This window comes from Shouchella clausii, assembly GCF_002250115.1.
GTDB classification, from domain to species: Bacteria; Bacillota; Bacilli; order Bacillales; family Bacillaceae_D; genus Shouchella; species Shouchella clausii.
Genome location: NZ_CP019985.1, coordinates 470,656 through 495,501 on the forward strand (window position 1 = coordinate 470,656; position 24,846 = coordinate 495,501).

The 24,846-nt window shown below is 44.3% G+C and carries 28 protein-coding genes; 8 read left to right on the forward strand and 20 right to left on the reverse strand.

Annotation, left to right across the window (positions count from 1 at the left end; genetic code table 11):
• From BC8716_RS02305 to acpS, 7 genes are all read right to left on the reverse strand, one after another.
• Positions 1–357, reverse strand: coding sequence for an STAS domain-containing protein (locus tag BC8716_RS02305; protein WP_094423749.1), 357 nt, complete (start codon positions 355–357; stop codon positions 1–3).
• Positions 358–374: 17 nt separating this feature from the next.
• Positions 375–1,193: an RsbT co-antagonist protein RsbRA gene (rsbRA, locus tag BC8716_RS02310; RefSeq protein WP_094423750.1), complete on the reverse strand. Its 819-nt coding sequence runs from the start codon at positions 1,191–1,193 to the stop codon at positions 375–377.
• 291 nt (positions 1,194–1,484) lie between these two features.
• Positions 1,485–1,835, reverse strand: a complete 351-nt coding sequence (locus tag BC8716_RS02315) for a type II toxin-antitoxin system PemK/MazF family toxin (protein WP_062751375.1) — start codon at positions 1,833–1,835, stop codon at positions 1,485–1,487.
• A gap of 4 nt (positions 1,836–1,839) precedes the next feature.
• Entirely contained in the window at positions 1,840–2,040 is a 201-nt protein-coding gene (locus BC8716_RS02320; protein ID WP_050748939.1) for a hypothetical protein, read from the reverse strand.
• Between the two features lie 142 nt (positions 2,041–2,182).
• Positions 2,183–3,415 carry an alanine racemase gene (gene alr, locus BC8716_RS02325; RefSeq protein WP_094423751.1) on the reverse strand — a complete coding sequence of 411 codons (1,233 nt, stop codon included), beginning with the start codon at positions 3,413–3,415 and terminating at the stop codon, positions 2,183–2,185.
• A 148-nt stretch (positions 3,416–3,563) separates the two neighbouring features.
• The gene (locus tag BC8716_RS02330) at positions 3,564–4,586 is read right to left on the reverse strand and encodes a LolA family protein (RefSeq protein ID WP_094423752.1); all 1,023 of its coding nucleotides are present in this window, start codon (positions 4,584–4,586) and stop codon (positions 3,564–3,566) included.
• A gap of 119 nt (positions 4,587–4,705) precedes the next feature.
• Positions 4,706–5,059, reverse strand: a complete 354-nt coding sequence (gene acpS, locus BC8716_RS02335; protein ID WP_094423753.1) for a holo-ACP synthase — start codon at positions 5,057–5,059, stop codon at positions 4,706–4,708.
• A 123-nt stretch (positions 5,060–5,182) separates the two neighbouring features.
• On the opposite strand from acpS, the gene BC8716_RS02340 reads away from it, so the two are divergent.
• Complete coding sequence (locus BC8716_RS02340; RefSeq protein WP_094423754.1) at positions 5,183–5,944, forward strand: rhomboid family intramembrane serine protease; 762 nt, start codon at positions 5,183–5,185, stop codon at positions 5,942–5,944.
• A 107-nt stretch (positions 5,945–6,051) separates the two neighbouring features.
• Positions 6,052–6,660: a YitT family protein gene (locus BC8716_RS02345; protein ID WP_245850099.1), complete on the forward strand. Its 609-nt coding sequence runs from the start codon at positions 6,052–6,054 to the stop codon at positions 6,658–6,660.
• A 26-nt stretch (positions 6,661–6,686) separates the two neighbouring features.
• Here BC8716_RS02345 and BC8716_RS02350 read toward each other — a convergent pair whose 3' ends face one another.
• Together BC8716_RS02350 and BC8716_RS02355 are read right to left on the reverse strand one after the other, a co-directional pair.
• Positions 6,687–8,570, reverse strand: coding sequence for an LTA synthase family protein (locus tag BC8716_RS02350; protein WP_094423756.1), 1,884 nt, complete (start codon positions 8,568–8,570; stop codon positions 6,687–6,689).
• A 193-nt stretch (positions 8,571–8,763) separates the two neighbouring features.
• Complete coding sequence (locus BC8716_RS02355; protein WP_094423757.1) at positions 8,764–9,516, reverse strand: M15 family metallopeptidase; 753 nt, start codon at positions 9,514–9,516, stop codon at positions 8,764–8,766.
• A gap of 351 nt (positions 9,517–9,867) precedes the next feature.
• Here BC8716_RS02355 and BC8716_RS02360 point away from each other — a divergent pair, with 351 nt between their 5' ends.
• The 3 genes from BC8716_RS02360 to BC8716_RS02370 all read left to right on the forward strand — a co-directional run bounded on the left by BC8716_RS02360 (position 9,868) and on the right by BC8716_RS02370 (position 12,203).
• Positions 9,868–10,176 (forward strand): hypothetical protein, encoded by a 309-nt coding sequence (locus BC8716_RS02360; protein WP_062747958.1) that lies wholly within the window; start codon positions 9,868–9,870, stop codon positions 10,174–10,176.
• Between the two features lie 96 nt (positions 10,177–10,272).
• The gene (locus BC8716_RS02365; protein ID WP_094423758.1) at positions 10,273–10,905 is read left to right on the forward strand and encodes a YesL family protein; all 633 of its coding nucleotides are present in this window, start codon (positions 10,273–10,275) and stop codon (positions 10,903–10,905) included.
• A 146-nt stretch (positions 10,906–11,051) separates the two neighbouring features.
• Positions 11,052–12,203 carry a DNA glycosylase AlkZ-like family protein gene (locus BC8716_RS02370; protein WP_094423759.1) on the forward strand — a complete coding sequence of 384 codons (1,152 nt, stop codon included), beginning with the start codon at positions 11,052–11,054 and terminating at the stop codon, positions 12,201–12,203.
• 221 nt (positions 12,204–12,424) lie between these two features.
• Here BC8716_RS02370 and BC8716_RS02375 read toward each other — a convergent pair whose 3' ends face one another.
• Genes BC8716_RS02375 through BC8716_RS02385 form a run of 3 tightly spaced genes read right to left on the reverse strand, consistent with a single transcriptional unit; the run spans position 12,425 to position 15,200 of the window.
• Entirely contained in the window at positions 12,425–13,168 is a 744-nt protein-coding gene (locus BC8716_RS02375; RefSeq protein WP_094423760.1) for a sugar phosphate isomerase/epimerase family protein, read from the reverse strand.
• Between the two features lie 11 nt (positions 13,169–13,179).
• A complete protein-coding gene (locus BC8716_RS02380; RefSeq protein WP_094423761.1) occupies positions 13,180–14,217 on the reverse strand; it encodes a Gfo/Idh/MocA family protein in 1,038 nt (345 codons plus the stop codon).
• Between the two features lie 14 nt (positions 14,218–14,231).
• Complete coding sequence (locus BC8716_RS02385; protein ID WP_094423762.1) at positions 14,232–15,200, reverse strand: sugar phosphate isomerase/epimerase family protein; 969 nt, start codon at positions 15,198–15,200, stop codon at positions 14,232–14,234.
• Positions 15,201–15,374: 174 nt separating this feature from the next.
• Here BC8716_RS02385 and BC8716_RS02390 point away from each other — a divergent pair, with 174 nt between their 5' ends.
• On the forward strand, positions 15,375–16,226 hold the full coding sequence (locus BC8716_RS02390; RefSeq protein WP_094423763.1) for a PRC-barrel domain-containing protein: 852 nt from the start codon (positions 15,375–15,377) through the stop codon (positions 16,224–16,226).
• Between the two features lie 225 nt (positions 16,227–16,451).
• Here the strand turns inward: BC8716_RS02390 and BC8716_RS02395 are convergent, their stop codons facing one another.
• From BC8716_RS02395 to BC8716_RS02425, 7 genes are read right to left on the reverse strand one after another with little or no spacing between them, the layout of a single operon-like run.
• Positions 16,452–16,844 (reverse strand): Na+/H+ antiporter subunit G, encoded by a 393-nt coding sequence (locus tag BC8716_RS02395; RefSeq protein WP_094423764.1) that lies wholly within the window; start codon positions 16,842–16,844, stop codon positions 16,452–16,454.
• Entirely contained in the window at positions 16,822–17,097 is a 276-nt protein-coding gene (locus BC8716_RS02400; protein ID WP_372513881.1) for a Na(+)/H(+) antiporter subunit F1, read from the reverse strand. Before BC8716_RS02400 ends, BC8716_RS02395 begins: the two co-directional genes overlap by 23 nt.
• 9 nt (positions 17,098–17,106) lie before the next feature.
• On the reverse strand, positions 17,107–17,589 hold the full coding sequence (locus BC8716_RS02405) for a Na+/H+ antiporter subunit E (RefSeq protein ID WP_094429145.1): 483 nt from the start codon (positions 17,587–17,589) through the stop codon (positions 17,107–17,109).
• A 35-nt stretch (positions 17,590–17,624) separates the two neighbouring features.
• Entirely contained in the window at positions 17,625–19,112 is a 1,488-nt protein-coding gene (locus BC8716_RS02410) for a Na+/H+ antiporter subunit D (protein WP_094429146.1), read from the reverse strand.
• Entirely contained in the window at positions 19,105–19,449 is a 345-nt protein-coding gene (locus BC8716_RS02415; protein ID WP_011245644.1) for a Na(+)/H(+) antiporter subunit C, read from the reverse strand. Before BC8716_RS02415 ends, BC8716_RS02410 begins: the two co-directional genes overlap by 8 nt.
• A gap of 3 nt (positions 19,450–19,452) precedes the next feature.
• On the reverse strand, positions 19,453–19,875 hold the full coding sequence (locus BC8716_RS02420; RefSeq protein WP_094423765.1) for a Na(+)/H(+) antiporter subunit B: 423 nt from the start codon (positions 19,873–19,875) through the stop codon (positions 19,453–19,455).
• Positions 19,862–22,279, reverse strand: coding sequence for a Na+/H+ antiporter subunit A (locus BC8716_RS02425; protein WP_094423766.1), 2,418 nt, complete (start codon positions 22,277–22,279; stop codon positions 19,862–19,864). Before BC8716_RS02425 ends, BC8716_RS02420 begins: the two co-directional genes overlap by 14 nt.
• 625 nt (positions 22,280–22,904) lie before the next feature.
• Between BC8716_RS02425 and BC8716_RS02430 the strand changes: the two genes are divergently transcribed.
• Positions 22,905–23,591, forward strand: a complete 687-nt coding sequence (locus BC8716_RS02430; protein WP_094423767.1) for a universal stress protein — start codon at positions 22,905–22,907, stop codon at positions 23,589–23,591.
• Positions 23,592–23,655: 64 nt separating this feature from the next.
• On the opposite strand, the gene BC8716_RS02435 is transcribed toward BC8716_RS02430, so the two are convergent.
• Positions 23,656–24,252 (reverse strand): nitroreductase family protein, encoded by a 597-nt coding sequence (locus BC8716_RS02435; protein ID WP_094423768.1) that lies wholly within the window; start codon positions 24,250–24,252, stop codon positions 23,656–23,658.
• Positions 24,253–24,454: 202 nt separating this feature from the next.
• Here BC8716_RS02435 and BC8716_RS02440 point away from each other — a divergent pair, with 202 nt between their 5' ends.
• The gene (locus BC8716_RS02440) at positions 24,455–24,796 is read left to right on the forward strand and encodes a winged helix-turn-helix transcriptional regulator (protein ID WP_157730334.1); all 342 of its coding nucleotides are present in this window, start codon (positions 24,455–24,457) and stop codon (positions 24,794–24,796) included.
• Positions 24,797–24,846: the final 50 nt, after the last annotated feature.

The following is a 24,846-nucleotide window of genomic DNA, read 5'->3' on the forward strand; positions in this document are numbered from 1 at the left end:
CTAACCCTCCAATTCCTGTTGCAAGCTTGCGAGTCCCTGTTCAAGATCTAACGCGGTTGAAACACCTTCTAATTTGATTCCCATATCAATTAATGTAATGGCGACAGCAGGACGAATGCCGGTCAATACGACACGAGCCCCCATCAAATTGGACATGTCGACAACATCGCCAAGTACTTTGGCAATGAACGAGTCAATCATATCGACACTTGTTAAATCGATAACGACTCCTTTTGAACCTTCTTCGTGGATTTTTTCAAGCAGATCCTCCTGGAATTGGAGGGCTGTTTGGTCATCTAACTCAATTTGGATGCTGATTAATAAATATTGATTGAGCTTGAGAATCGGAATCCTCATTGCATTTCCCCCTCCCATCATAAATCGACCACTTTCTTTCCTGTCATTTCTAAGGCCAACACAACTCCTTTGCGTAGTGTGCTCTGCGTTGGAAATCTAGCCAAGTCAATGCCCAAGTTGACAATTGTCTGGGCAATTTCAGGGCGAATGCCTACTAATACAGCCTTCGCTCCAATTAAACGGACAGCTTCGGAAGCTTCAATGATATGTTGGGCAACCATTGTATCGACAACCGGGACACCTGTAATATCAATTAAAACGACTTTTGACCGGTGTTCGATCACGCCTTCAAGCAAATTTTCCATGATCAGTTTCGCTCTCGCTGTGTCAATCGTTCCGATTAACGGCATCACCGTAATCCCTTCAAAAACAGGAATCAGCGGAGCGGACAACTCTAACAGCGAAAGCTTCTGCATTTCGATCGTATGTTCCCAATTCCCCGCATAATCGTTTACAATTCGATCCGTCCGTTCATCAATCCATTCATTTAATTCCGCTAACATTTCCACCGCCTGACTTTCTTTTAAATCAGACGCTAATACGAACCTTTGGCATACCTTCCTAAACAAATGCATCGATTTTGAAAATAAGATCAGTGAACCGCCATTTTGAATAAAACGGTCGACATGCTCCTTTAATTCCGCGTAATAACTGTCTTTATGCCCTTCAGCCGTAGACAGCACCAATTCCATTAGTTTTTTGTTCGTATGTTCAAACGCATCGTCAGGTTGCGTTAGCAAATCGCTCTCTGAACGAAGCTTCGCCCATTCTTTTCCCCATTCTTCAAGAAGTTTTGCTCGGTTTTTTAAAAGATAAGAAGCAATAAACGATTGCATAGCCTTCCCCTTTCACCCTGTATTTCTCTTACTGCTATTATTTCATGAGTCGACATCCCATGCAAAGATTAATCGTTTTTAGCGATCGTTTTTCTCAGTGTTTGACAATTCCACATTTTAAGGAATCGTCCTTATAAATGGCAAATAAAAAACCCTGTACGAGTGCTGCCCCAAGTTAGCGTGAAAAATCTAACCTTTTAGGGTCACTACCATGTACAGGGAATTGCCTGAAAAAAATTTGTGATGCACACCAAATAGATGGTTGCCATCCTCTTTTTATACTTAATTGGGTTAAAAATCAATTAATCCCAAACTGATCGTGAGTGCCTTGTCAACAGACCTCATCATTTTTTCGTCAAGATGGGTAATTTTATCTGTCAGTCGTTGTTTGTCAATCGTGCGTACTTGCTCAAGAAGAATGACCGAATCCCGGTCGAACCCATATTTGCTCGCATTGATTTCCACGTGTGTTGGGAGTTTTGCTTTTTGGATTTGGGCTGTAATGGCTGCTACGATCACTGTCGGGCTAAATCGGTTACCGATATTATTTTGTATGATGAGTACAGGCCTGACCCCACCTTGTTCTGAGCCGACAACGGGGGAGAGATCTGCAAAATACACATCGCCGCGTTTGACTATCACATCGCTACACCCCACTAACGAGACGCGTCAGCGTATGATTCGCTTCCTCCTCAGCAAGAAAGGCTTCTGATGCAATTGTAAGATTGATTTTCGCCATCTCCATATAGCCTTGTTGCATAGACTCACGAATTTCAGCTTTTAGTTTTGCACGCTTATTGCTGTTTTCTTCGTTGTCCCACTTTTCCTGCTCAAGCACAGCATCCACCTCATTTAATCAGTGTAAGGCCTATTTAGGCAATTCATTTTTACGTCCGACATTTCGCCGCAAGTTATACATCATTTATCATAGCATTGCCAATAGGTCTTTGCAAAGCTCTTTTTCAAAATCTTGCTTTGCTATTTAGCCATTATCCATTCTGTTGGTCATTTTTCCCTTGCTCTTCTATTTTATGCATAACCCTTGATTCTATTTGCACAGATTGATATTTGCCGTTTTTTACGTAAATACGGGGCAAGCGAGGATTGAGCATACAGGCAGCTTCATAATTAATCGTATCAAGCCGCTTTGCGACGTCATCAAGCTCAATTTTCTCTTGGCCGTCTTTGCCTACAAGAGTAACCGTTGTACCATTTGGCACTGGCTCAGCAAGTTCAATCATGCATTGGTCCATACAGATTCTCCCCGCAAAGCGCGCTTTTTGCCCATTGACGAGTGCATACCCGCCTTTCGTACTGTTTTGCCTTGCCCAGCCATCAGCATAGCCAATTGGCAACGTCGCAATCCATGTCGGTGCTTCTGCTTGATAAGTAGCTCCGTAACTGACAGCGTCCCCTTTTTGAATAAGCTTCGTGAAAACCGTTTTTGTTTTTAGCGATAAGGCTGGAGTCAGCTTGAATGGCAGTACTTGTTTTATTTCTAATGAAGGGGTAAGTCCATACATGGAAATGCCGAAACGCACCATATTGTACATATCGCCTGGATAGCGCATGCTCGCTGCGCTATTGCCAGTGTGAATGAACGGAATCGAAACTCTTGCTTCTTCCAATTTGTCAACACATGCTGCAAACCGTTCTTGCTGTTTTCGGTAATACGTATGATCGAGCTCGTCGGCAGTGGCAAAATGGGTAAACAGCCCTTCAACAACACCTATTTTTTGCGCAGCACAGACAACGGCGATCGTCTTTTCAACCGTTTGTTGGCCTAGGCGGCCCATGCCCGTGTCCATTTTGACATGGATACGGAGTGGATCGTTTCGTGTTTTTGCCAGAAACCGTGTAGCCTCTTCTAGCCATTCCTGCTCAAATACAGTTACCGAGATCCGCTCAGAGCGGGCAAGCTCTGCATTTTCTGGGCGTGTTTTGCCAAGAACAAGGACCGGCGCCTGAATGCCTGCCTTTCTTAGTTCCAATGCTTCGTCTAATAAAGCAACGCCGAGAAAGGTCGCTCCAGCAGCAAGCGCCTCCTTAGCAACGGCTATAGCCCCGTGGCCATAGGCGTTCGCTTTTACAACTGCCATAATGGCGACATCGTGGCCTTGGCTTTTATAAAAGCGCGCTAGCGACGAAACATTGCTCGAAATCGCATCCAAATCAACCTCAACCCATGTATCCCTAAAGAAAGGGAGTGCCGTTCGATCCATCTAATTACCTCCAGGACAGTTCAAGTTCTTACCCTAGTATAAGAGCTCAATGGAAAATTGTCGAACGGTGTTCTTTGGCAACAACGTCTTTTTGTTTATATATAAAAAAGCCACGAGTTCGCTCGTGGCTTCAGACTGTAGACATCGGTTACTTTTCGGTCGTGGCGTAAACAGAGCGGGCAACATCGGCCATCTCTTCTTCTGACAAGCTCTCTGAAATCAGGGAGTAGTCGATGCCTTCATGGGACCACATAATACGGTCAGCCGATTGGATTCCAATCGTGAAACCGAGGTCAACTGGTTCTCCCTTTACTAAATTTAGCGGCGCTGTTGTCGCTGGGACGATTGTGCTCTTCTCTTGAATCAGTGTAAAAGGCTTATCGCCAGAATATTGTTGCACATAAGCTGTACGCTCGCCTGTTTCGACGGTCTCCAATTTAGGCTCACCGTCGACTCCATCCGGGATAAACATCGGGTAGCGAATCGAAATTTCCTCCTCTTCTTCAGGAGTAGCCATTGTCGGTTCGGACATTTGCGCGCCATCCATTGTTTTTTCTGTATTAAAGTCTTCATTTGACAGCTCTGGATTTTTCTCGAATTCAGTAAACGTCAAGTCGACTAGCACATTGTTATCCGCATCCATAATCTTAACGGAAACAGGCGCTAAATCTTTTTTATTTAACCTGATTTCTTGGCTGTTTAAGTTTTTGTTTTGATACGTTGTCGCTGTTTTAAAGACATAATGGTTTTCGTCTTGTGAAAACATGACATCAGCGTCAAGGCTAATATCCTTTAAAAGCGATTCATACAGATAAGCTTGGCTGCTCGTTTTGGGCCAATCGCTTTGGAAACGGAATGTTTTGTTTAGTGCTGGCGTCAAAACGAACACGCCGTCGTCATTTTTTAAGATGATTTGACTTTGTTCATTTTTCGCATTTTTTAAATCAACTTTGTAATAAGCGTTATCTTTTTGCCACACTTCTACATCATACGTCTGTGGTTCTTGGCCCGTTTCCAGCACCATCGTCGCTTTTGACTTGTAGCTCTCCGTATTTTCTAGAGCCTCTTCTACGTCGTTTAAAACATCCTCTTGCGATTTTTCTCCACACGCTGCCAATACGACTACCATTAGGACAGCAACCATGGCCAGCCATGATTTCGTCTTCTTCATGCCTACCTTCACCCCTTCGGCTCACTTTAGGCATGGACGGCGAGTCCATTGCCCTGTTGCTGTAAACTATATGAGCCGAATGACGTCAATATGCAGACGAGTATTGACAAGTAGCATTTTTATGTTTCAATGACGACTTGTGCAGCAGCGTATTCTTTTGAATGTGTAATGGAAAGGTGGACACGGGCGCTGTCGTCGTTTACCACAATATACGGTTTTCCACTGCCTTCAGTGCGGATTTCAATATCATGCCAAGAAAGGCCGGCGCCAATTCCAGTCCCTTTCGCTTTCGCAAATGCTTCCTTTGCAGCAAAACGGCCTGCCAAATATTCAATTTGGCGGTTCGGCGCTAGCTGTGCCATTTGCTCTTGTTCATAAGAAGTCAATACCCGGCCTGGGAAACGAGGCTGTCTCGCAAAAGCAGCCTCGATTCGCTTTAGTTCAATTAAATCAATGCCAATGCCAACAATCATTTGCACACCACCTGTTTATCATTCTGTCCAGTTATGCGGCACAAGGCGCAAGCTGCTATAATGAGACTAGTTCATGATGGTCATGATACCTTATACGGCTAATCACCAAAAAGGGGGAATCCCATGTTTCACCGCAACGAAACCTTTTCGAGCTATATTCGCAACTACCCTGTGATCACCGCCATTATAGCAACCAATGTGATCATTTATTTCCTCTTCCTCATTATACCTTACGGGGGCTGGCTTCACTATTCTGGGATGGGATGGAATGCAGCGATTTTCGCTGGCGAGTACTGGCGCCTTGTGACGCCGATCTTTTTGCATGGCGGGCTGTTCCATTTGTTTTCAAACATGTTCGCTTTGCTCATTTTCGCTCCTGCTCTTGAAGTGATGCTTGGAAAACGAAAATTTATAACCATTTATCTCCTTTCAGGCGTATTGGCAAACGTGGCGACTTTGTTTTTAGAATCGCCAAGCTATACCCACGTCGGTGCGTCGGGCTCCATCTTTGGCTTATTTGGCGTCTTCTTGTTTATGTACCTTTACCGTAAAGATTTAATGGATAGCCAATCAGGGCAAACGATTTTTCCGATCATTGTTATTTCTGTGATCATGACTTTTGTCGGTGCCCATATTAACATTTTCGCCCACTTATTCGGACTGTTATTTGGCTTCCTACTAGCACCTTCCTTTCTAAGAGGAGCTCGTCCTTTTTATAGCCAGCAAGCGACCAGCCGTGTTCGCCGCGCTTATTTTGACGACGATGAAGTCCAATTTGATCCTGAGCGCTGGAAACGTGCAAATAGCAATCGGAAATTGAAAAAAGTGTTATGGGTGCTTGCAGCGATTATTGCCATTATTCTATTGGGAACCATTCAGTTATAAGGGGCTAAATGTCCTTAAACACTCATCACAGATCACCCGTCATAGCGATACGTTTGTCCGCATAGGATGAAAGAAAGCTTGGCTACTGAGTGGGTGAGGGTGATAGGGTGATAAAAGGACTTCGTTACGTAATTGTGTTGTTTGTAGGCTGTTTGCTAATTAGCCTTGGGATTAACTTATTTTTTGTTTCCTACCATTTGCTAGACGGCGGCATTATTGGCGTCGGATTGATCGCCCATTACATCTGGGATTTTCCAGTCGGTATGACCATAATCGTCGTCAGCATTCCCATTTACATTCTTGCTTGGATATACTATAGGCCGTTTTTCTACAACTCACTAGTAGGCGTCATCGTTTCTTCCTTAATGATCGATTACTTTGCCGCTTACATACCGGCTACCCCCCTTTTGCCTCCACTTCCTAGCGCCATCATTGGTGGCCTGATGCTCGGAATAGGCGCTGGTATTATGTTTCTCCTAGATATTAGCACTGGGGGCTTTGACTTGCTGGCACAGATGATTGCTGCTAAAACAAAATGGAATGTCGGTGTCTTAATTGTCGGTTTTGATTTAGGAGCAGTCGTAGCTGGCATTCCCATTGTGACACACGATGAGATCATCTTATCGGCGATCGCCGTCATTGGTACTGGCTTTGCTACCACTGTGATTACAGCCCTTGGCGGCGTGAATGGCCATGGCAGCATGTCGGCAAAATAAAAAGCCGTCGCATATGCGACGGTTTTTTATTCTTCAGAGCGATCAAACATATCGTTGTCTGGCTCGAAAAAGCGAAGTAAATCACCATAAATGATTTTATCGGAGTACTCTAAGTCTGATTGCGCACGTGGGATAAACTCTTCACAGCTTGATGGCTCTTCCATCTCTTCTCCTGTATGTTTGTCATAACACGTGTTGCTGGCGTACACAAGATCGTCCGTGATAAAGTTGCCATTACGCAAAACCGCATACGACTCATGTTCCGGAGAAAACAAGTCGCTGCCAAACTGGATGTCCTCTTTTGTCGACAGACCGAGCAAATGCATGAGCGTTGGCTTAATGTCAATTTGCCCGCCGACTGTGTCGAATGTTTTTCCTTCATGGCCCGGAATATGAATGATCAACGGGACACGTTGAAGCTGGACAGAATCAAATGGAGTAATTTCCTCTTTGTCTAGATACATGGCCATTGCCCTGTTATGGTTGTCAGAAATTCCGTAATGGTCTCCATAAAGGATAAAGATGCTGTCTTCATAAAGGCCGGCTTCTTTTATATCCTCAAAAAACTGCTCCACCGCATAATCCATATAACGGACAGTCGGGAAATAACGGTTTAACGTGCCGCTGTTCGAATCGTACTCCTCAATCATTTTGTCTTCCTCGTCCAGTTCAAATGGAAAATGGTTTGTCAGCGTAATAAACTTTGTATAAAAAGGCTGAGGCTGTTCCTTGAGCAAGTCAATCGACTGTTCGAAAAACTCCTTGTCTTTTAAGCCCCAACCGACTGAATTTTCCTCCGTTACTTCATAAGAATCGACATCAAAAAAGCGGTCATACCCGAGTGTGTCATAAATGACATCACGGTTCCAAAACGTTCGGTTATTGGCATGCATGACAGACGAGTAGTAGCCATTCTCCCCTAAAATTTCCGGCAACGCATTGTAATCGTTTTGGGCATGGGTAAAGAACACGGCGCCACTGCTTCGGCCAAACAGCGAATTGGCGACAATAAACTCAGAATCCGATGTTTTGCCTTGTTCCGTTTGGTGGTAAAAATTCTCAAAATAATAACTTTCTTCTTTTAATTGGTTTAAAAACGGCGTGATTTCTTGTCCATAAACATCGTTGTCAATGACAAAACTTTGCAGCGACTCAAGGGAAATCATAAACACATTTTTGCCTTCAGCCACGCCAAATAAATCTGGGTTTGGCTCTTTATGGTTTGCCTGTGTATAGTTTTTCACTTCGACAATGTCGGAACTATCGGCTAATACACGCTGTGCTCTCGATTGTGATTGCAAAAAGACGTCGTAAATATGGAAGTTAAAAACGCCGATGTTTTTAACGATCATATCCCTGTCAAAAGAGCGCGTAAGCAGTTGTGGACGTTCTGTTTGCGCTAGGGATAGATTCCCTAAGAATAGCAAGATCGCCAAAGCAAAGATCAAGCTAGGTTCTCTTTTTAAGCGTCCCACTACAGGCACTTTTTTACGTGCGACCAAAATCCAAAGTACAGCAACATTTGTAAATAAGAATACATCCCAAAAGCTCATCAGCTCAAATACGCTGCCAGATAAATCTTGCATATTGTTGGTTTGCAGCAGTACAGGAAGGGTCAAGAAGTCGGTATAGAACCGATAAAACAACAAATTGACGTACAAAATGAGTGAACCGACAAACGATAGGACGACAACCATGATGTTGCGCATTCTGTTTTTGAATAACAGGGCAATCCCTAAAAGCAGGACAGACGAACTGATCGGATTAATGAGCAGTAAAAATTCTTGCATCATGTTATCGGCAGGGATCGCAAACGCGACTTTGTAAAGCACGTACGTTGTTATGGTTAGCAACGCGACAGCCAGCCAATAAAATGTCAGTCGCCTGAAGCCGGCTTTAATTTTTGTCATGAATTTTACTCTCCTCTCATGAACTTTGCATTTAAAACTTACTTCCGCCTAACTGTTGTCTATTTGGCGGGATAGAAAACGGTTTTATATGTCATCAAGCAAAAACAGTCATTTGCCATTCAAGCAATCAGTTTATCAAAATTTCTGCTCCTTGAACATAGTTCCTTTGACATCACGAACTTTCACATCGTTTTTACAACTTCTTGACATTTCCCAGATATTCTTCAAGGGTAATAAAGTGGTTGTAAATGTCGTTGGCTACATCGCCCACATAGCGCAAGTGCCATGGTTCATAGCCATACCCTGTTATTCCTTCTTTTTCGGCCGGATAGCGTATAATAAAGCCGAACTGGTGGGCGTGTTCCGCAACCCACTGCCCTTCTGCCGTTAAACCAAAATCCTCAATCAAGCCATAATCGACAGAAGCGCTGCTAATATCCATCGCCAACCCCGTTTGATGTTCACTGTGCCCTGGCATGGCCACTAAATCTTGGTCTTCTCCTTGATTTTCAAGCGCTTCTTCATATAAAAGCTCTTGTCGTTCGTAAGATCTAAAACCTGATATGGCAAACAGTTCATAGCCTTCCTCTGCTGCGGCAGCAAACAATGCTTCCAAAGCTTTTGCAGCTTCTGCCCTGAGATAACGCCTGTCATCTTCCTCATCAAAAGGAAAAGGAACATTCGGGATGGTTAAGTCGCCAGGTCGATAATCTTCCGGAAGGCGGTAATCTTTATTGACGTTGACCACAATATTGTCCGGATTCATAATGGTCATTTGCCCATTTACGACCTCAGTTTCGTTAAAATAACGCTCTTCTAAGAAAAAGACAGGTGCAGAATCACCGCCTTTTTTCATTTCCTCTTCATGTAGTTGCGGATGAGAATCTCCTCCGCAAGCTGTAATAACCACGAGTGCGCAAACAAAAGGGATAACAAGTTTGAGCATAGTTCTACCTTCCTCAAAGGTTTAATTTCTTCACTATAGCACAGCTCGTCCGGATAGAAAATCCCCTTCAGGTAGGATTTATTGACGATCATTCAACGGTTTGCCATAAGCGTAGACAGGATAAGGCTTGCTCCGTAACGGACGTTTGCTTGTAAGCTTGGCATATCCATTATTGTATGTTAGAGATACAGGTTCTATGTCTAAGCCTAATGAATTGATTTAGTCGCTTTCTGTTTTGATACCCAACATTCTGAAAACGAAACGCGCTCTTCCTTTTTTAATCCGTATAGGTGTAAAAAAGGAATAATCGGGTATCAATAGGGAACAGAAAAAATTGGAGGGACGATTGCAATGGGACGGAAACGTTATTTTGTTACAATCGATATGGCAATGATGCGCCTCTCGACCACGAAAACGCCTGACAATACGATCCAATATGAGATCTATGCAACTGATGAGGAAGCAGACAAAATTAAAGCGCTGCTGGAGCAAATCCGATCTGAAGACTTTCGTGAGGAACAAGTTTTTCAACATCCGTTTCAAGAAAAGAAAGCCGACCAAGAAAAAGAAGCGACACAAAATGAACTTCAAGAGTTGTATCAAATCATTTATGATTTAGGGACAATTGAAACAAAAGAAGTCGTGAAAGATTTAAAGTAAGTGAGCGATGTAAAGGGAGGGAGCGGCAATTTACCAAGCCGTCTTCCTTTTTTTGTGGTACAATTAGGATAACGCTTTCAAAAGGTGGTTAGTACAATGGAAATGAATGGATTCATGGGAGGGATTTACAAAGCTGCCGAGTGGATCATGCGGCTTGCCATCGTCAACTTGCTTTGGCTTGGGTTTACATTTGCTGGACTGATTGTTGGCGGGTTGTTCCCAGCAACACAGGCTGCTTTTGCCGTTTGCCGCCAATGGATTCGTGGAGAAACAGATATCCCTTTGTTCAAAACATTCCTTTCGTACTTTAAAAAAGACTATTGGAAAGTACAGCGCCTCGGCTTGATACTCGTCCTAATCGGTTTTGTCCTAGTAGTTGACGTCATGTTTATTTACAACCATACCAACCCTTATGTGACGATGCTCGCCGTGCCGATTCTTCTTCTTTGCTTTTTGTATATATTAACAGCCGTTTACGCGTTTACGTTATTTGTCCATTACGAGATGCCCGTTTCTCGCTTATTAAAACATGCTGTCCTTCATGTGCTTGTTCGTCCTTTTCTGAGCATAGGCATGCTAATCACATCGTTTGCTGTCTCTATACTCATGCTTCGTTTCCCAGGCGTTCTTCCTTTTTTCGGTGTGTCAGTCCCCGTCTTTTTACTCATGTGGTTTTCCCATACGGGATTTGTCCGCAACGAAGAAAAACAACGGAGCCAAGCCGCATAGCTTGGCGCTGATTTTGATGTGCTTTTCTCACTGGGAAAAGCATATTCGGTTCAAAGCCAGCTAACGCTCCCCCCTATTCCCGTAATGAAAACGGCTCTTGGTTGTTATAGCCTTGCATTCCTTAATAGAAAGGACAGATCGTTACATTGCTTCTCATATCGAAAAAAACGGCACGCGCCTTTTTGCATAAAACGTTTATCGCCACACGCTATTCAAGCATGCCCGACCTTCTTAATGGCTTGGAAGCGATTCAACTTGATCCTGTTGCCGTCATTGAGCGTAATCACCATTTGACTGCAAGTTTGCGAATGAAACGGTATAACCCAGCTGAATTAGAGCAGCTGCTTGAAAAGCAGCAAGCATTCGAATACTACGCCCAAGCTGCCTGCTTATTGCCGATCGCCGACTTTCCCTTGTTTGAAGATGTTCGGCAGCGGCTCTTAACAGCTTGTGCTTCCGATTTAACCGCCCACAAGGATGCCATTCGCGTCATATTCAACCGACTGGCAACCGAAGGTCCTCTCGCTTCAAACGCCTTTCAAAGCGAACGAAAAGTGATTGGTGGTTGGGATACAAACAGCGCCTCCACTAAAGAAACGTCTCATGCCTTGCAACTGCTCTTCCTAACAGGGCAAATCCAAGTCGTAAAACGCCAGGGGGCGAAACGGTTTTTTGCATTAACGGAAGATGCGATTCCAAACCATTACTTGAAATCGCCTTTGTCGACACAAGAGCGGACAAGGGCGTTACTCCTTAAATATGCACGCGCGTACCGGTTATTTAGCGCTGACGATCCCCGTTATGGATGGCAGAAACACCGAGCTGCAACGCGAAAAAAATGGCACGCACAGCTTGTTGAGGAGGGAGTCTTGACTGAAGTGGCGATTGAGGGCGTAAAACGGCCTTATGCCGTGCTTTCAACAGATGTGGACGAGCTGCTTTCACTTAATGACAATCAACCTAAAGGCATTGCGTTCCTATCGCCGCTAGACCCTCTTTTATGGCGGAGAGAACGTTTGCAAGATATTTACGACTTCCACTACCGCTGGGAAATTTACACGCCAAAAGCAGCCCGGAAAGTGGGCCCCTACGGCATGCCAATTCTCTGGAACGGAAAGCTAATCGGCCAAATTTCGCCATTAATGAATCGGGAAACCGCCACTTTACATATTGAAAACATTGTGGTTGAGCCTTCATTCAAATGGACTCCAACAAGAAAAAAAGCGTTTGCCCGGGCATTGGATCACTTAGCCAAACGAGTCGGCGCAAAACAAGTTGCTTATGACTGTTTCTTATAGGCAAAAAAACGAAACGCCCACATTGCTTGGGCGTTTGAGGTTGTCGACAAAGTCGATAACCGCCCTCAGACTGATAGAAAACGCTTGTCAGACGAGGAGTGCAGCCGAGGGAAGATGCGAATAGAACGGGGGTTCATGAGCATATGACCGAGGCAAACGACGAAGTATGCGAGCGTTTGTCTACAGTCTGAAACGCCCACATTGCTTGGGCGTTTCATTTTTTAAGACAAGCGTTGTATGTTGTTAAAGCTAATTGAAATGCTTTCTAGAGGGGGCCGCTCACAAATGTCCTGTTCGACAAAAAAGTAGCGAGCGCCTGCTTCTTTCCCTGCCTGGATAATGCCTTTTATATCCAATGTTCCCTCTCCAACCTCGGCAAACGACTTATCGGTTGCTTTCATGTCTTTCAAATGAACCATTGGCACACGTCCAGTGTATTGGTTCATGTAACGTTTGGCATCCACACCCGCAAACTCGACCCAGTACGCATCACATTCTAATTGCACATGTTCCTCTGTTGTCTGACTTAACAACAAATCAAGGGCATACTCGCCATCGAATGTTTGCAATTCGAAATCGTGGTTATGGTAGCAAAATCCAATGCCAGCTTCTTTGCAGGCATTTCCAACCGTTTCAAGATCTTTCGTCAATTCGAGGTAATCGTCTTTTGCCTGCCGCTCTTCTGGCGTTAAGTATGGGCAGACAATATAATGAACACCGACTTCTTTATGGTAGGCAAGTACATCGTCAAGAGACTCACGAAGCTGAGCAAGAGGCACATGACTGGACCATGCTTCTAGACCAATTTCCTCTAACATTGCTTTTATCTCTGAAGCAGAGTGGTCGCCAAAACCAGCAAATTCGACACCCGCATACCCAATCTCTTTTACTTTTGCTAATGTGCCTTTAAAGTCTTTTGCCAATTCGTCACGCAGTGTAAATAAGGCAATTCCCCATTTATCCATGCTTTTCCCCCTTATTTGATGGTTGCAACAGACACAAACGTTTTGGACTTCGTTGACTCCAGCGCTGCAAGGACCGTGCGTAATGATTCCATTGCCGATTCTCCTGTAATGGAAGGAGTGCGGTCATTGGCAATCGCATCAACAAACTCGTCAATCACACCACTTGCGACTTGCCCACCAGCTTCATTGGTGGCAATTGCCCCCACTGAATACCTTTCGATTGTGCCATTTGCTAGCTTTACAACGACTTGGACATCAGGATCATCGTGTATTTCCAACACGCCTTTTTCGCCGTAAATCGATGTCGTGTTGTCTTCGCCTTTGTAGTACGTCCAACTTGCCGCCATCGTGCCAATTGCTCCGTTTTCCATGCGCAGTAACGTTGTTGCATTATCGTCTACATCCGCATCCTTATCGAGTGTCTCAACAAATGCAGCCACTTCAGCCACTTCTTCGTCAAAAAGCCAGCGCATTAAATCAATTTTATGGACGCCTAAATCACCCATTGCGCCAACAAAAGCCTTGTCTTTTTGAAAGAACCACGTGTCTTTGCCTTGAATGCTCCAGGAATCAGGGCCACCATGGCCAAATGTCGTTTTAAATGTTAACGGCTTGCCGATTTTTCCAGATTGCAAGATTTCTTTCGCTTTTACATGGGGCGGCATAAGCCTTTGATTGTGACCTATCATCAACTTGACATTGTTGGTTTTAGCGGCGTCAATCATCTGTTGCGCTTCTTCGATCGAAGTGGCCATTGGTTTTTCGCACAATACATGGCAACCAGCGTTTGCTGCATCAATCGACACTTGTGCATGGTCCACATTTTGTGTACATACACTAACTGCATCAATCTTTACATCTTTAAGCATAGCTTCGTGGGAATCGTATACAAGTTTGACTCCATATTGATCAGCGAGTTTTTGAGCGACTTCGATGTTTAGATCACAAAAAGCGACCAGTTCTACATTTGGATTGGCCGCATATTCAGGTACATGGCGGTGGATGGCAATCGACCCGCAGCCAACTACTGCTACTTTCAATTTCGACATTGTCTTTCTCCTCCTTACAGCCACCACATGTCTGGAGCTGGCTCTTTCATTAAAACTTGTTGCAAATTGGAAACAGCTTTTTGGAACCCTTCGTCAATGGACATTAACCCGTCCTCATGTTCAATGCTGACTGCACCGTCATAACCTACAAGGCGCAAAGCACTAATAATATCTGCCCACGTTTTCAGGTCGTGCCCATAGCCAACTGAGCGGAAGTACCAGGCCCGATCTTGCATATTTGCATAAGATTGCATATCAAGTAAACCGTGCATATTGACATTTTCTTGATCGATGTACGTATCTTTTGCATGGAAAAAGTGGATGGCATTATGCTTGCCTAGAATTTTAATGGCTGCAACTGGATCGATTCCTTGCCACCATAAATGGCTAGGGTCTACATTTGCGCCAATCGCTTCGCCGCACGCTTCACGGAGTTTTAACAACGTCGCTGGCGAATGTACTAAAAAACCACCATGCAGTTCAAGGGCAACCTTGACATTGTGATCAGCTGCATATTGGCCCCATTCGCTCCAGTAAGGGATCAGTTTTTCTTGCCATTGCCATTTCAATATATCTCCATACTCATTCGGCCATGGGGCAACAGGCCAACTTGGCTGCTTGGCGCCTTCATACGCTCCTGGCGTTCCTGAAAAAGTAGTAACGGTCGGCACTTCTAGCTTTTCTGCCAATTGGACTGTTTTCACAAAGGCATCATGCGACTGCTTAGCAAAATCGGCATCTGGCGTAAGGGCATTGCCATGGCAGCTTAAGCTAGAAATCGTCAAACCGCGATCCTCTACCGCCTTTTTAAACGCTTTCAATTTCGTCTCATTTTCGAGTAGTTCACCTGGATTGCAGTGCGCGTTCCCAGGATACCCTCCTGTACCAATCTCGACTGTTTCTAGGCCGAGCGCTTTTACATGGTCTAGCATTTCTTCAAACGGCTTTTCCGAAAATAGGACAGTAAACACGCCTAATTTCACTTTTACCCCTCCTCTGAAATCGATCTCATATTAATGATAACGCTTTCTAGATTATTGTACTTCTTTTGCTGTTCTATTTTAACCCCTTTTTTTGATTTTCCTAAAAAAGATTTTGCGTTTGGTCTACGCCGAAAACGGCTATACGAACATTAATACGAATTCTGGAGGGAGAAAATGATGCTGATCCATGCAAAAACGCTCGAAAAGTACACGATGCGCGCCACAGACGGGGAACTCGGTTCACTTGCTGATTTTTATGTGGATGGAGACACGTTGCACCTTCGCTACTTTGTTGGAGATACACGCACTTGGTTTTTTGGCGGTAAAGTCCTCTTAAGTCCCCATGCATTTACGAACGTGGATAAAGAAAACATGGCCATCGACGTTGATGCGACGAAAGCTCAAATTAAAGATAGCCCGAAGCCAGAAGAACATGAACCAATTAACCGGAAATATGAAAAGGAATTGAACGAGCATTATGGCTGGCCGCTTTATTGGTTTGGGCCCGCAGCCCCACTCAACCAAACATATGGAGCTGGCTCTCCAGCAAGTGCGCCGCTAATCCCGCCTGTTCATATTCCAGAGCGCAAAAACCTGGAAGGCACAGCCGACGAAATACGGACAGGTGCAGACGAAGCTCAAACAGAAGCACAATACCAAGAACAAACTCGCCTATTTAGTCTGGAAGAGCTAACAGGGTATACCATTCATGCCAAGGGCGGCAAAGTAGGCAAAGTCGTAGATTTCATCATTGAAAAAGCAGATGACTGGCTTGTCCGTTATTTTGTCGTTGATACAGGAGGCTTTTTGCAACGGGAGCTTGTGCTCGTCCTCGTGGAAGATGTCGAAGAAGTTGCCTGGTATGACCATGCGATCCTTGTCAAGACGAGTAAAGCCCAAATCGAATCGGCTCCTGCCCATTCACGAGAAAAAGGGCTGACAAAAGATGATGAGAAAACCGTTTATGAGCATTACGGCAAAACGCCACATTGGAAGCATGAGGGGAGTCTAGGCAACAGCAATTGAACCTTTGCACTTACACAAAAAGGCCGTCTGTTAAAACAGCGGCCAGAACGCTAGGTTCATTCAATCACTTGTCAGCCGATAAGTGAAGGCGTGAGGAGAGGCGAATAGAACAGGGGTCATGAGCCACATTTTCTTGCATAGGAAAAACGATAGTTTCAGTTTAAAGCAGCGACCGAGACAAGCGGGGACGTTTGCTACAGTCTAATGGGGCGTGCACACGCCCCATTATTTATTTGCATCAGTATGCTCAACTGGTTCGTTGTCATTTTCTTTGTTTAAAACTTCCTTCAGTTCATCTTCTACGCTTTCTTCCGTAAGCGGCACTTTAGATCGGTATGCTGCACGCGTAATCAAATGTCCCGCCACCGGCGCCGTCAAGAACACAAATACAATGCCGAGTATAAGGCGAATGCTAATATAAGCGTCTGCAAGCCAAAAATAGATAAAGCAACCCGTCAGTGTCAGCAAAACGGCAAGCGTTGCACTTTTTGTGCCGGCATGGGACCTTGTATAAACATCAGGAAGGCGGATAATGCCGATTGCGCTAATCACACTCATTATCGCACCGACAATAATAAAAATAGAAGCCAGCAGTTCACCGGTTACGCTTGCGTTCAATAATGACACCCCTCTCTATAAACTTCGAGAAAGCAATGGTGCTAATAAACGCGAGAATGCCTATAATTAAAATAACTTCCAAAAACGCTTTTGTATCAAGGATAATCGACACGATCGCAGCAATCGAAATTAAATTGACGCCAATCGTATCCAAGGCAACGACACGATCTGGCATCGTCGGCCCTTTAATAATCCTGAACGCACAAATGCCAATAGCTACTGCGAAAAGCACAAGAGATGCGACCATCGCCATTCCAAACATTTATCGCGTCACCTCCATAATCGCTTTCTCAAATGTAGTCATTGCCCGGAGAACCGAATTTTTAGACTCGGGGATGTCCATCGCATGGATGTAAAAAACATCATTCGATGGGGAAATTTCAATCACGACAGAACCAGGCGTCAACGTAAGCAAAAGTGCTAAGGCGGTTATCTCTACATCACTTTTTAACTCGGTTCGATACGTAAAAATTCCCGGGGTGATTTTTAGTTTTGGGCTTAAAATTTGCTTGATGAGCACCACGCTCGAGTAAAAGAGCTCACGGATGAAAATGATCAACAGTTTCACTACCGCAAACAGCCTATGCAAATAAAATTCGTTAAAAAAGAAACGGCGCATCACATAAAGAATGCCGATCCCCACTAAATAGCCGGCAAAAAATGTTGAAAAATAAAACTGGTCCTCATCTTGCAATAGTACCCACAGAAAGGCAATCAAAATGTTTAGCAAAAGCTGTCCGAACATCGAACCACCCCCCTTTGTTGTCGATCCTTCCATACCTAAGCGCCTCCTCGATTTAACACAGCATCAATATAAATTTGTGGATTTAGCAACGTATTTACTGCATCTTGGACGATGCCAGAAATACTTTCAGTGCCGAGGCCTAATGCCAGTGTTGCCGCACCAAGAAGAGCGCAAGGGAGGATCATGCCTGTTCTCAGTGGAACCATCTCGTCAGTGCCAATAATCGTTTCGCCCCAAAATACGGTGCGGAAAATCCGCAAAAGCGAATAAAGGACAAATATACTTGAAATGAGCGTAACCGCCAATAGGACAAATGCTTGGCCGTCAATGGCGCCCTGTGCGACAAACACTTTGCCGACAAACCCACTTAATGGCGGAATGCCAGCTAGTGAAATCGTCGCCAGGAAAAACAGCCAGCCCAGTAACGGATAGTTGCGAATCATGCCGCTCATTCGTTCAAGTCGTTGCGTTCCTGATACATAAATCGTTACGCCTACTAATAAGAACAAAAACGCTTTGACGATCATGTCGTGCACAAGGTAATAGATCGAACCTTCAATCGCCGCTTCGTTGAAGATCGCAAGTCCGCTCAAAATAAAGCCTACTGCGATGACAACATTATAAGAAACAATTTTCCGCAAATCATTGTAAGCAACCGCGCCAATGCTGCCACCAACCATCGTCACAATCGCCATAACCGCTATGATTGTATGGGTCAGTTCTGGTTCGTGGTAAAACAGCATCGTGAAGAAACGGAACAATGCATAAATCCCTACTTTGGTAAGCAATGCCCCAAACAACGCTGCAATGGCCATCGGCGGTGCCCCGTAAGCCCCAGGCAACCAAAAATAAAGGAGCAACCCAGCTTTTAAACTAAAGACGAGTAAGAAAACAATCGCAATTGTCGTTAAGATTGGTGGTTGACCTGCTTCAGCAATCCGCACCGACAAATGGGCCAAGTTTAACGTCCCCGTCACACCGTATAAATAAGCAATGGCAATTAAGAAAATAAAAGAAGACAGGACATTGACAAGCACATACTTAATTGCTTCCCGCAACTGGACACGTTCTCCGCCAAGCACGATCAAGGCGTACGAAGCAAGAAGCATGACTTCAAAACAGACATACAAGTTAAACAAATCGCCTGTTAAAAACGAGCCAGAAACGCCCGCCAACAGCAAGTGGACAAGAGGATAAACAAACATGTTTTCTTTGTCTTTGCCAATAGTTGAGAACGAATAAAGCGAACAAATGGTGGCAATGAAATAGGTCGTGGCCGTTAGTAACAATGAAAACGAATCGCCGACAAAAGAAATGCCAAATGGAGGAGACCAGCCACCAAAATCAAGCGTTATAATGCCTTCCCGCTGAACATGAAGCAACAAATAAATACTCAGGCCAAAAGTAAGGAGCAACGTCACAAAACTAATGACTCGCTGCCATTTGACAAAAGGCCGCAAAAAAATGAGAAGGATGCCTACAAGCAGCGGGAGAACCATCGGCAGTACAAGTAAATTATTCATCATCATCGAGTCCCCTTAACTTTGTAAGATCATCCGTGCCTAAGTCCCGATACGTCCGATAGGCCAGTACTAAGAAAAGCGCCGTTACGCCAAAGCTAATGACAATTGCGGTTAAAATTAGCGCCTGAGGGAGTGCGTCTGTGTAAGAAGTCGCTTCCTCCCCAAGCAACGGGGCGCTTGAGTCTCCCGAAAAGCCGCCCATAATCATAATGAGCAAGTGAACAGCGTGGGACATAATGGCAGTGCCCAAAATCACACGGAGCAAGCTTTTGGAAAGGATTAAATAAGTGGCGACCGTAACAAGCACGCCGACCAATAGAGACATCATAGTTTCCATAAGCTAAACATCCTCACTTATACTCAGAATAATAGTAATGACAGTGCCAATAACAGCGAGTGCGACACCTGCTTCAAACAAGATGACAGACGCAAACGCCACATCACCAAAAATCGGCAAAGTTAGATGGGCTTCTTCTTGAGTAAGAAACGGAACACCAAAGGCAATTGACGCCGCCCCCGTGGCCACAGAGAGGAAAGCCCCTGCCCCTGCAACCATTTTAAAATCGATCGGCATGCCTCTTTGCACGGTTTCGATATCAAATGCCAAGTACATCAGCACAAATGCGGAAGAGAGGACGAGTCCCCCGACAAAGCCGCCGCCAGGTTCGTAATGCCCGGCTAAAAATAAATGAACGCCGTACGTTAAAATGATGAAAACGGCCACTTTCGTCACTGTCCGTAAAATGACATCATTTGCCTTCAAGGTCACGTCCCCCCTTACTCGCCTTCAGCTTGATAAGCACATACACGCCAAGGCCGGCGATGAGCAACACTACGACTTCAAGCATCGTATCAAATGCACGGAAGTCGCCGAGAATGGCGTTAACAATATTTTTTGCGCCTGCAAGTTCATAGGCATTTTCATAAAAAGCGGAAATGGAGTCAAACAAGCGATTGCTGTTGACTGACAGCGCCAGAACAGTCACCATGGCTCCTGTTGCCACTGCAATGAGCCCATTGAGTAGTTTTGGCTTCGTCTTGTGCTTTTGTTTGTCCCAATCAGGCAGGAAATAAAAACAAAGCAAGAATAGTGCAGCTGTTACCGTTTCGATGACAAGCTGTGTCAGCGCTAAATCAGGGGCACGGAAAAAGACAAAAAACAATGCTACTAAATAACCAAGAACACCGTTTAAAAGAATGCCAGTCATTCGGGATTTAGCAAATAGGATTGAAATCGCTGTAATCGCCATAACAGCGGCGAGAATGCCTTCATAAATACTAATAGGAGCATCATTCGAGACATCAAAAGACAACGCGCCTGTCGTTAAGGCAACCGTATATACAAGCCCCAATATCACAAGGAATATATAGAGCAAATAGTGGTACATATTCCCTGTCATATAGCGGTTTGTTATTTCATTCGAGCGTCTTTCAACCGAAATCAGCGCTCCATTGTATAGGCGATCCAGCGATAGCTTTGCCGGAAAGAGAGAATACACACCAACCCAACGTGGCAATGACCGGTATAGAACAAAACCTAAACCAACAATCCCTAGCGTCATTAGCAATTCTGTATTGATACCGTGCCACGCCTTGATCTGATAGTCGAATACCCCTGCTTCTATAAACGCAGGCATAACGGCCCCGTATGCTGGTTTAAGCAAAAATTCGCCTAATACATTCGGGAAGAAGAAGAACGCGACAACCAGGCTCGCTAAAATAACAGGCGAGACAAGCATGCCAAACGGCGCTTCATGCGCTGACTTTTCCAGTTTTTCAGGCTGATGTTCGCCAAAAAACGTTTTGAATATGAGGATCAAACAATAGACAAAGGTAAGCACGCTCGCCAACCATGCAATAATCGGAAATAGCAGCCCCCATGTCTCAACTGAGAAAAATGGCAGCTCTATTATGCGCAAAACAGCCGTAAAGAACATTTCTTTGCTTAGAAAGCCATTAAACGGCGGCAAACCTGCCATCGAAAAGCTGCCAATCACCGCTACAGTAAACGTGACTGGCATGACTGCCATCAATCCGCCCAGCTTGCGAATGTCCCGTGTCCCCGTTTCATGGTCGACAATACCTACAACCATAAACAGTGCCCCTTTAAACGTCGAATGGTTTACGAGGTGGAACAAAGCGGCAAAAATCGCGAGTGAATAGTAAAAAGATTGATTGTCTATAACATCAAAATGCAACGCTGCCGAGCCGAGCCCGAGCAATGTCATAATCAATCCTAATTGGCTGATTGTCGAGTAAGCAAGCAGGGCTTTTAAATCCGTTTGGCGAATTGCAGTAAATGAGCCCCAGAATAGCGTCACAATCCCTACGATACTGACGACCCAAAACCAAACGGCCTCTCCGCCAAAAACAGGCGTAAACCGGGCAACTAAGTAAATGCCCGCCTTAACCATTGTTGCTGAGTGGAGATACGCACTAACAGGCGTTGGCGCCTCCATTGCGTCAGGCAACCAAATATGAAACGGAAATTGGGCTGACTTCGTAAATGCACCTAATAGAATGAGCAGCATCGCTGGCACAAAGAGGGCATGGCTAGCATAGTCGCCCATCCCGCCAATAATTTCTCTTACGCTGAATGTGCCTGCAAACGAACTAAGCATTAAAAATCCGGCAAGCATGCCAATTCCGCCCATCACCGTAATCAACATCGATTTTTGTGCGCCATATCGAGATTGGCGGCGATGGTGCCAGTAAGCAATAAGCAAAAACGAAGAAATGCTCGTTAATTCCCAAAATACATAAAGCACTAGCAAATTATCTGAGAACACAACGCCGAGCATGGCTCCCATAAACATGAGTAAATAAATATAAAAATGATGCAATGATTCCCGTTCTTTTGAAAGGTAATAAATCGAATAGAGGATCACCAAGCTTCCAACCCCTGTGATAAGCAACGCAAAGATTAAACCTAACCCGTCTAAATACGCTGTAAAATTAATGCCAAGTGACGGCAGCCATGGGATCGAGGAATAGAATGTTTCTCCATTAGCAATTGCGGGAATATAACTAGCCAATATCGCGAAAAGGGCGACTGGTACAGCCAGCACAAACCAACCCGTATGAATGGCAGATAACCTTTTATATAGGAAGGGGATGAAGAGAGCGACTATAAAAGGTGTTAAAATAGCAATGTTTACAGTGTACAAAATGCGACCTCCTTTTTCTCAAGTTAACTGCGTAAATCTATGTACGTATTCATTCCTTTCACTTATGTCCTTCCAAGTGTACCCTAAAAAAACCAAGCCAATCAAAGCTTGTGCTTCCTAGAGAGAAAGTGTATGATGAAAGCAAAATATTGGAATGTCTGCTTTATGCCAGCTCGAAATCGCGCAACGGAGTGGATGCTGCACGGAAAAGCCATTTCGCCTGCTTTGGACGCTAGGCCTTTTATATACTTTTCCAGAGCACGAGGGAAGGCCAAAAAAGCATGAGGGTTGTTTGTAAAAAATGAACCGTTGGTGATTTACTTGTCGATTAAAAGTATATACTATTTTTGAAGGCAATGCACACAATACGCCTTGGGCCACACAAAAATGTCACAGCCTGTATGTCGGCCCAAGCAAACGAACTTAATTGGCATTCAATAAAGAGGAGAAAGAAATTTAATCTTTTTTGTAGAAACAATTGAAATTCGTCCATCGCCGTTATATAATAACAAAGTTTTCAATATGCCTCGGTGGCAATGAGCTGACTGAGGGCAGAAGCCATATTCAGACCTAAACGTCATTCTTCATTGTTGGTTCGATAACATATTAACTGAGGTGATTTTTTATGAAAAAAGCTAAAGGACGCATGGATGAAAGCATTCTCGTATGTGTTTATTACGGGCCAAACGGCGAACGTTTAATTAAACGCGGTGCGAAAATCGCTAACATGCTTGACTGCCCTTTATATATATTAACGGTTGACCCTCTCCCTTATGATGAATTAGATGCCGAAAAATCGGCCTATATTGATAGGTGGAAAGAGTTGGCGGAAGAGTATGATGTTGAAGAGTTTATTATTCGTGATAATGAAAAGAAACCGGCGGTGAAAGTAATCGCTGAAGTCGCAAGAGAGCACCATATTACGCAAATTATTATCGGCCAAACGGCTAAAAGCCGATGGGAGGAAATTACGAAAGGTTCCTTTATGAACGTGCTTCTCCGCGAAATTCCTTTCGTCGATTTCCACGTCGTTTCCTGTGACCGGGCAATCAAAGGGCTCGAAGGCCACTTTGAAAAAGGCGTTCGTGCCTATCTTGTAGAAGACGAAGAAGGATATCGTCTTATGTTCAGCCATACGAAAGATGCCAAGTACGAAGGCATTTTCTTTAAAGAAACGGGAACAGACTTCAATAACGGCATTTTCAAGTTTATGCGCCACAACAAAATGTGCCAAGTCCACATTACGGATGACCGTGTGACAGAGCCGACTAAAATTTATCCAGAATTAAAAGAAGAAGCGTTGCGAAAATAAGACCGTTGCCTTGTAGCGGCAATCAAAAAGCCAGTTGAGGACATGACCTCAACTGGCTTTTCGCTTACTTATACAATTTTACACGATTTTCAAGCGGCAAAAATTCTTTCTCGCCTGGCTCTTGCACAGGTTTGCCAAAAGGCATTTGCGCACGAAGTTTCCACGTTTCTGGAACATTCCATTCTTTTATCACCAATTCGTCAACAATCGGGTTATAGTGTTGCAAAGAAGCGCCAAACCCTTCATTTTCTAAACCAGTCCACACGGCAAATTGATGCATGCCTGAGGATTGTTCTGACCAAATCGGAAAGTTTTCTGCATAAAGCGGGAAAGACTCTTGCAACTTCAAAATTGGCTCTTGGTCTTCAAAGAACAATACGGTGCCATAGCCTGCTTTGAATCCATCCATTTTCTGTTGTGTGCCTGAGAAGTCTCCGTCTCCGACAACGGCTTTTAAAGCCTCTGTTGTTAAATCCCAAAACTTGTCATGTTCTTTTCCAAGCAAAATGATCACGCGCGCTGATTGGGAATTAAACGCAGATGGAACATGTTTTACAGCATGCTCGACGATTTCTTTAATGCGTTCATCGGATGCAACAGAATCTTTGCTAATTGCGTAATAGGAACGCCGTTTCTCAATTGCTTCAAAAAATGTAGCCATTGAAATTCTCTCCTTTGTATGTTTTTTCTTTTTTAGTCTATCCAATCGTCGATGAATAAAACAGTACGCACTTTAAAGTATGTTAGTATAATCAAAGAAACTATCGGATCAACTGAAAAAGGGATTCAGGCAAAAAGATTGTTTATACCCCGTTGTTTGTCATATAGTATATAAAAAGAAACTGTTAAGAGGAGTGGAAACGATGGAATCCTGCGAAGTAGACACAGCGTTAGAAATTCTTGTCGGAAAGTGGAAACATAAAATCTTATTTCAGTTAATGACACATGACGTTATGCGGTTTAACGAATTGAAACGCGCTATCCCTGGCATAACGCAAAAAATGTTAACTTCACAACTTCGAGAGTTAGAGTCTCATGATATTGTGGAGAGAAAAGTTTATCCGCAAATCCCACCAAAAGTAGAATACTCCATTTCTGATTATGGGAAAAGTTTACAGCCTGTTTTAGACGCCATGCACGAGTGGGGCAAGAACCATACGACCCACCTCAATAGGACATACGCTGAAACAAACGAACAATCTTAATCAAACACCCCCTCGCCAAATGACGGCAGGGGGTAAGCTTATTAGCGCTC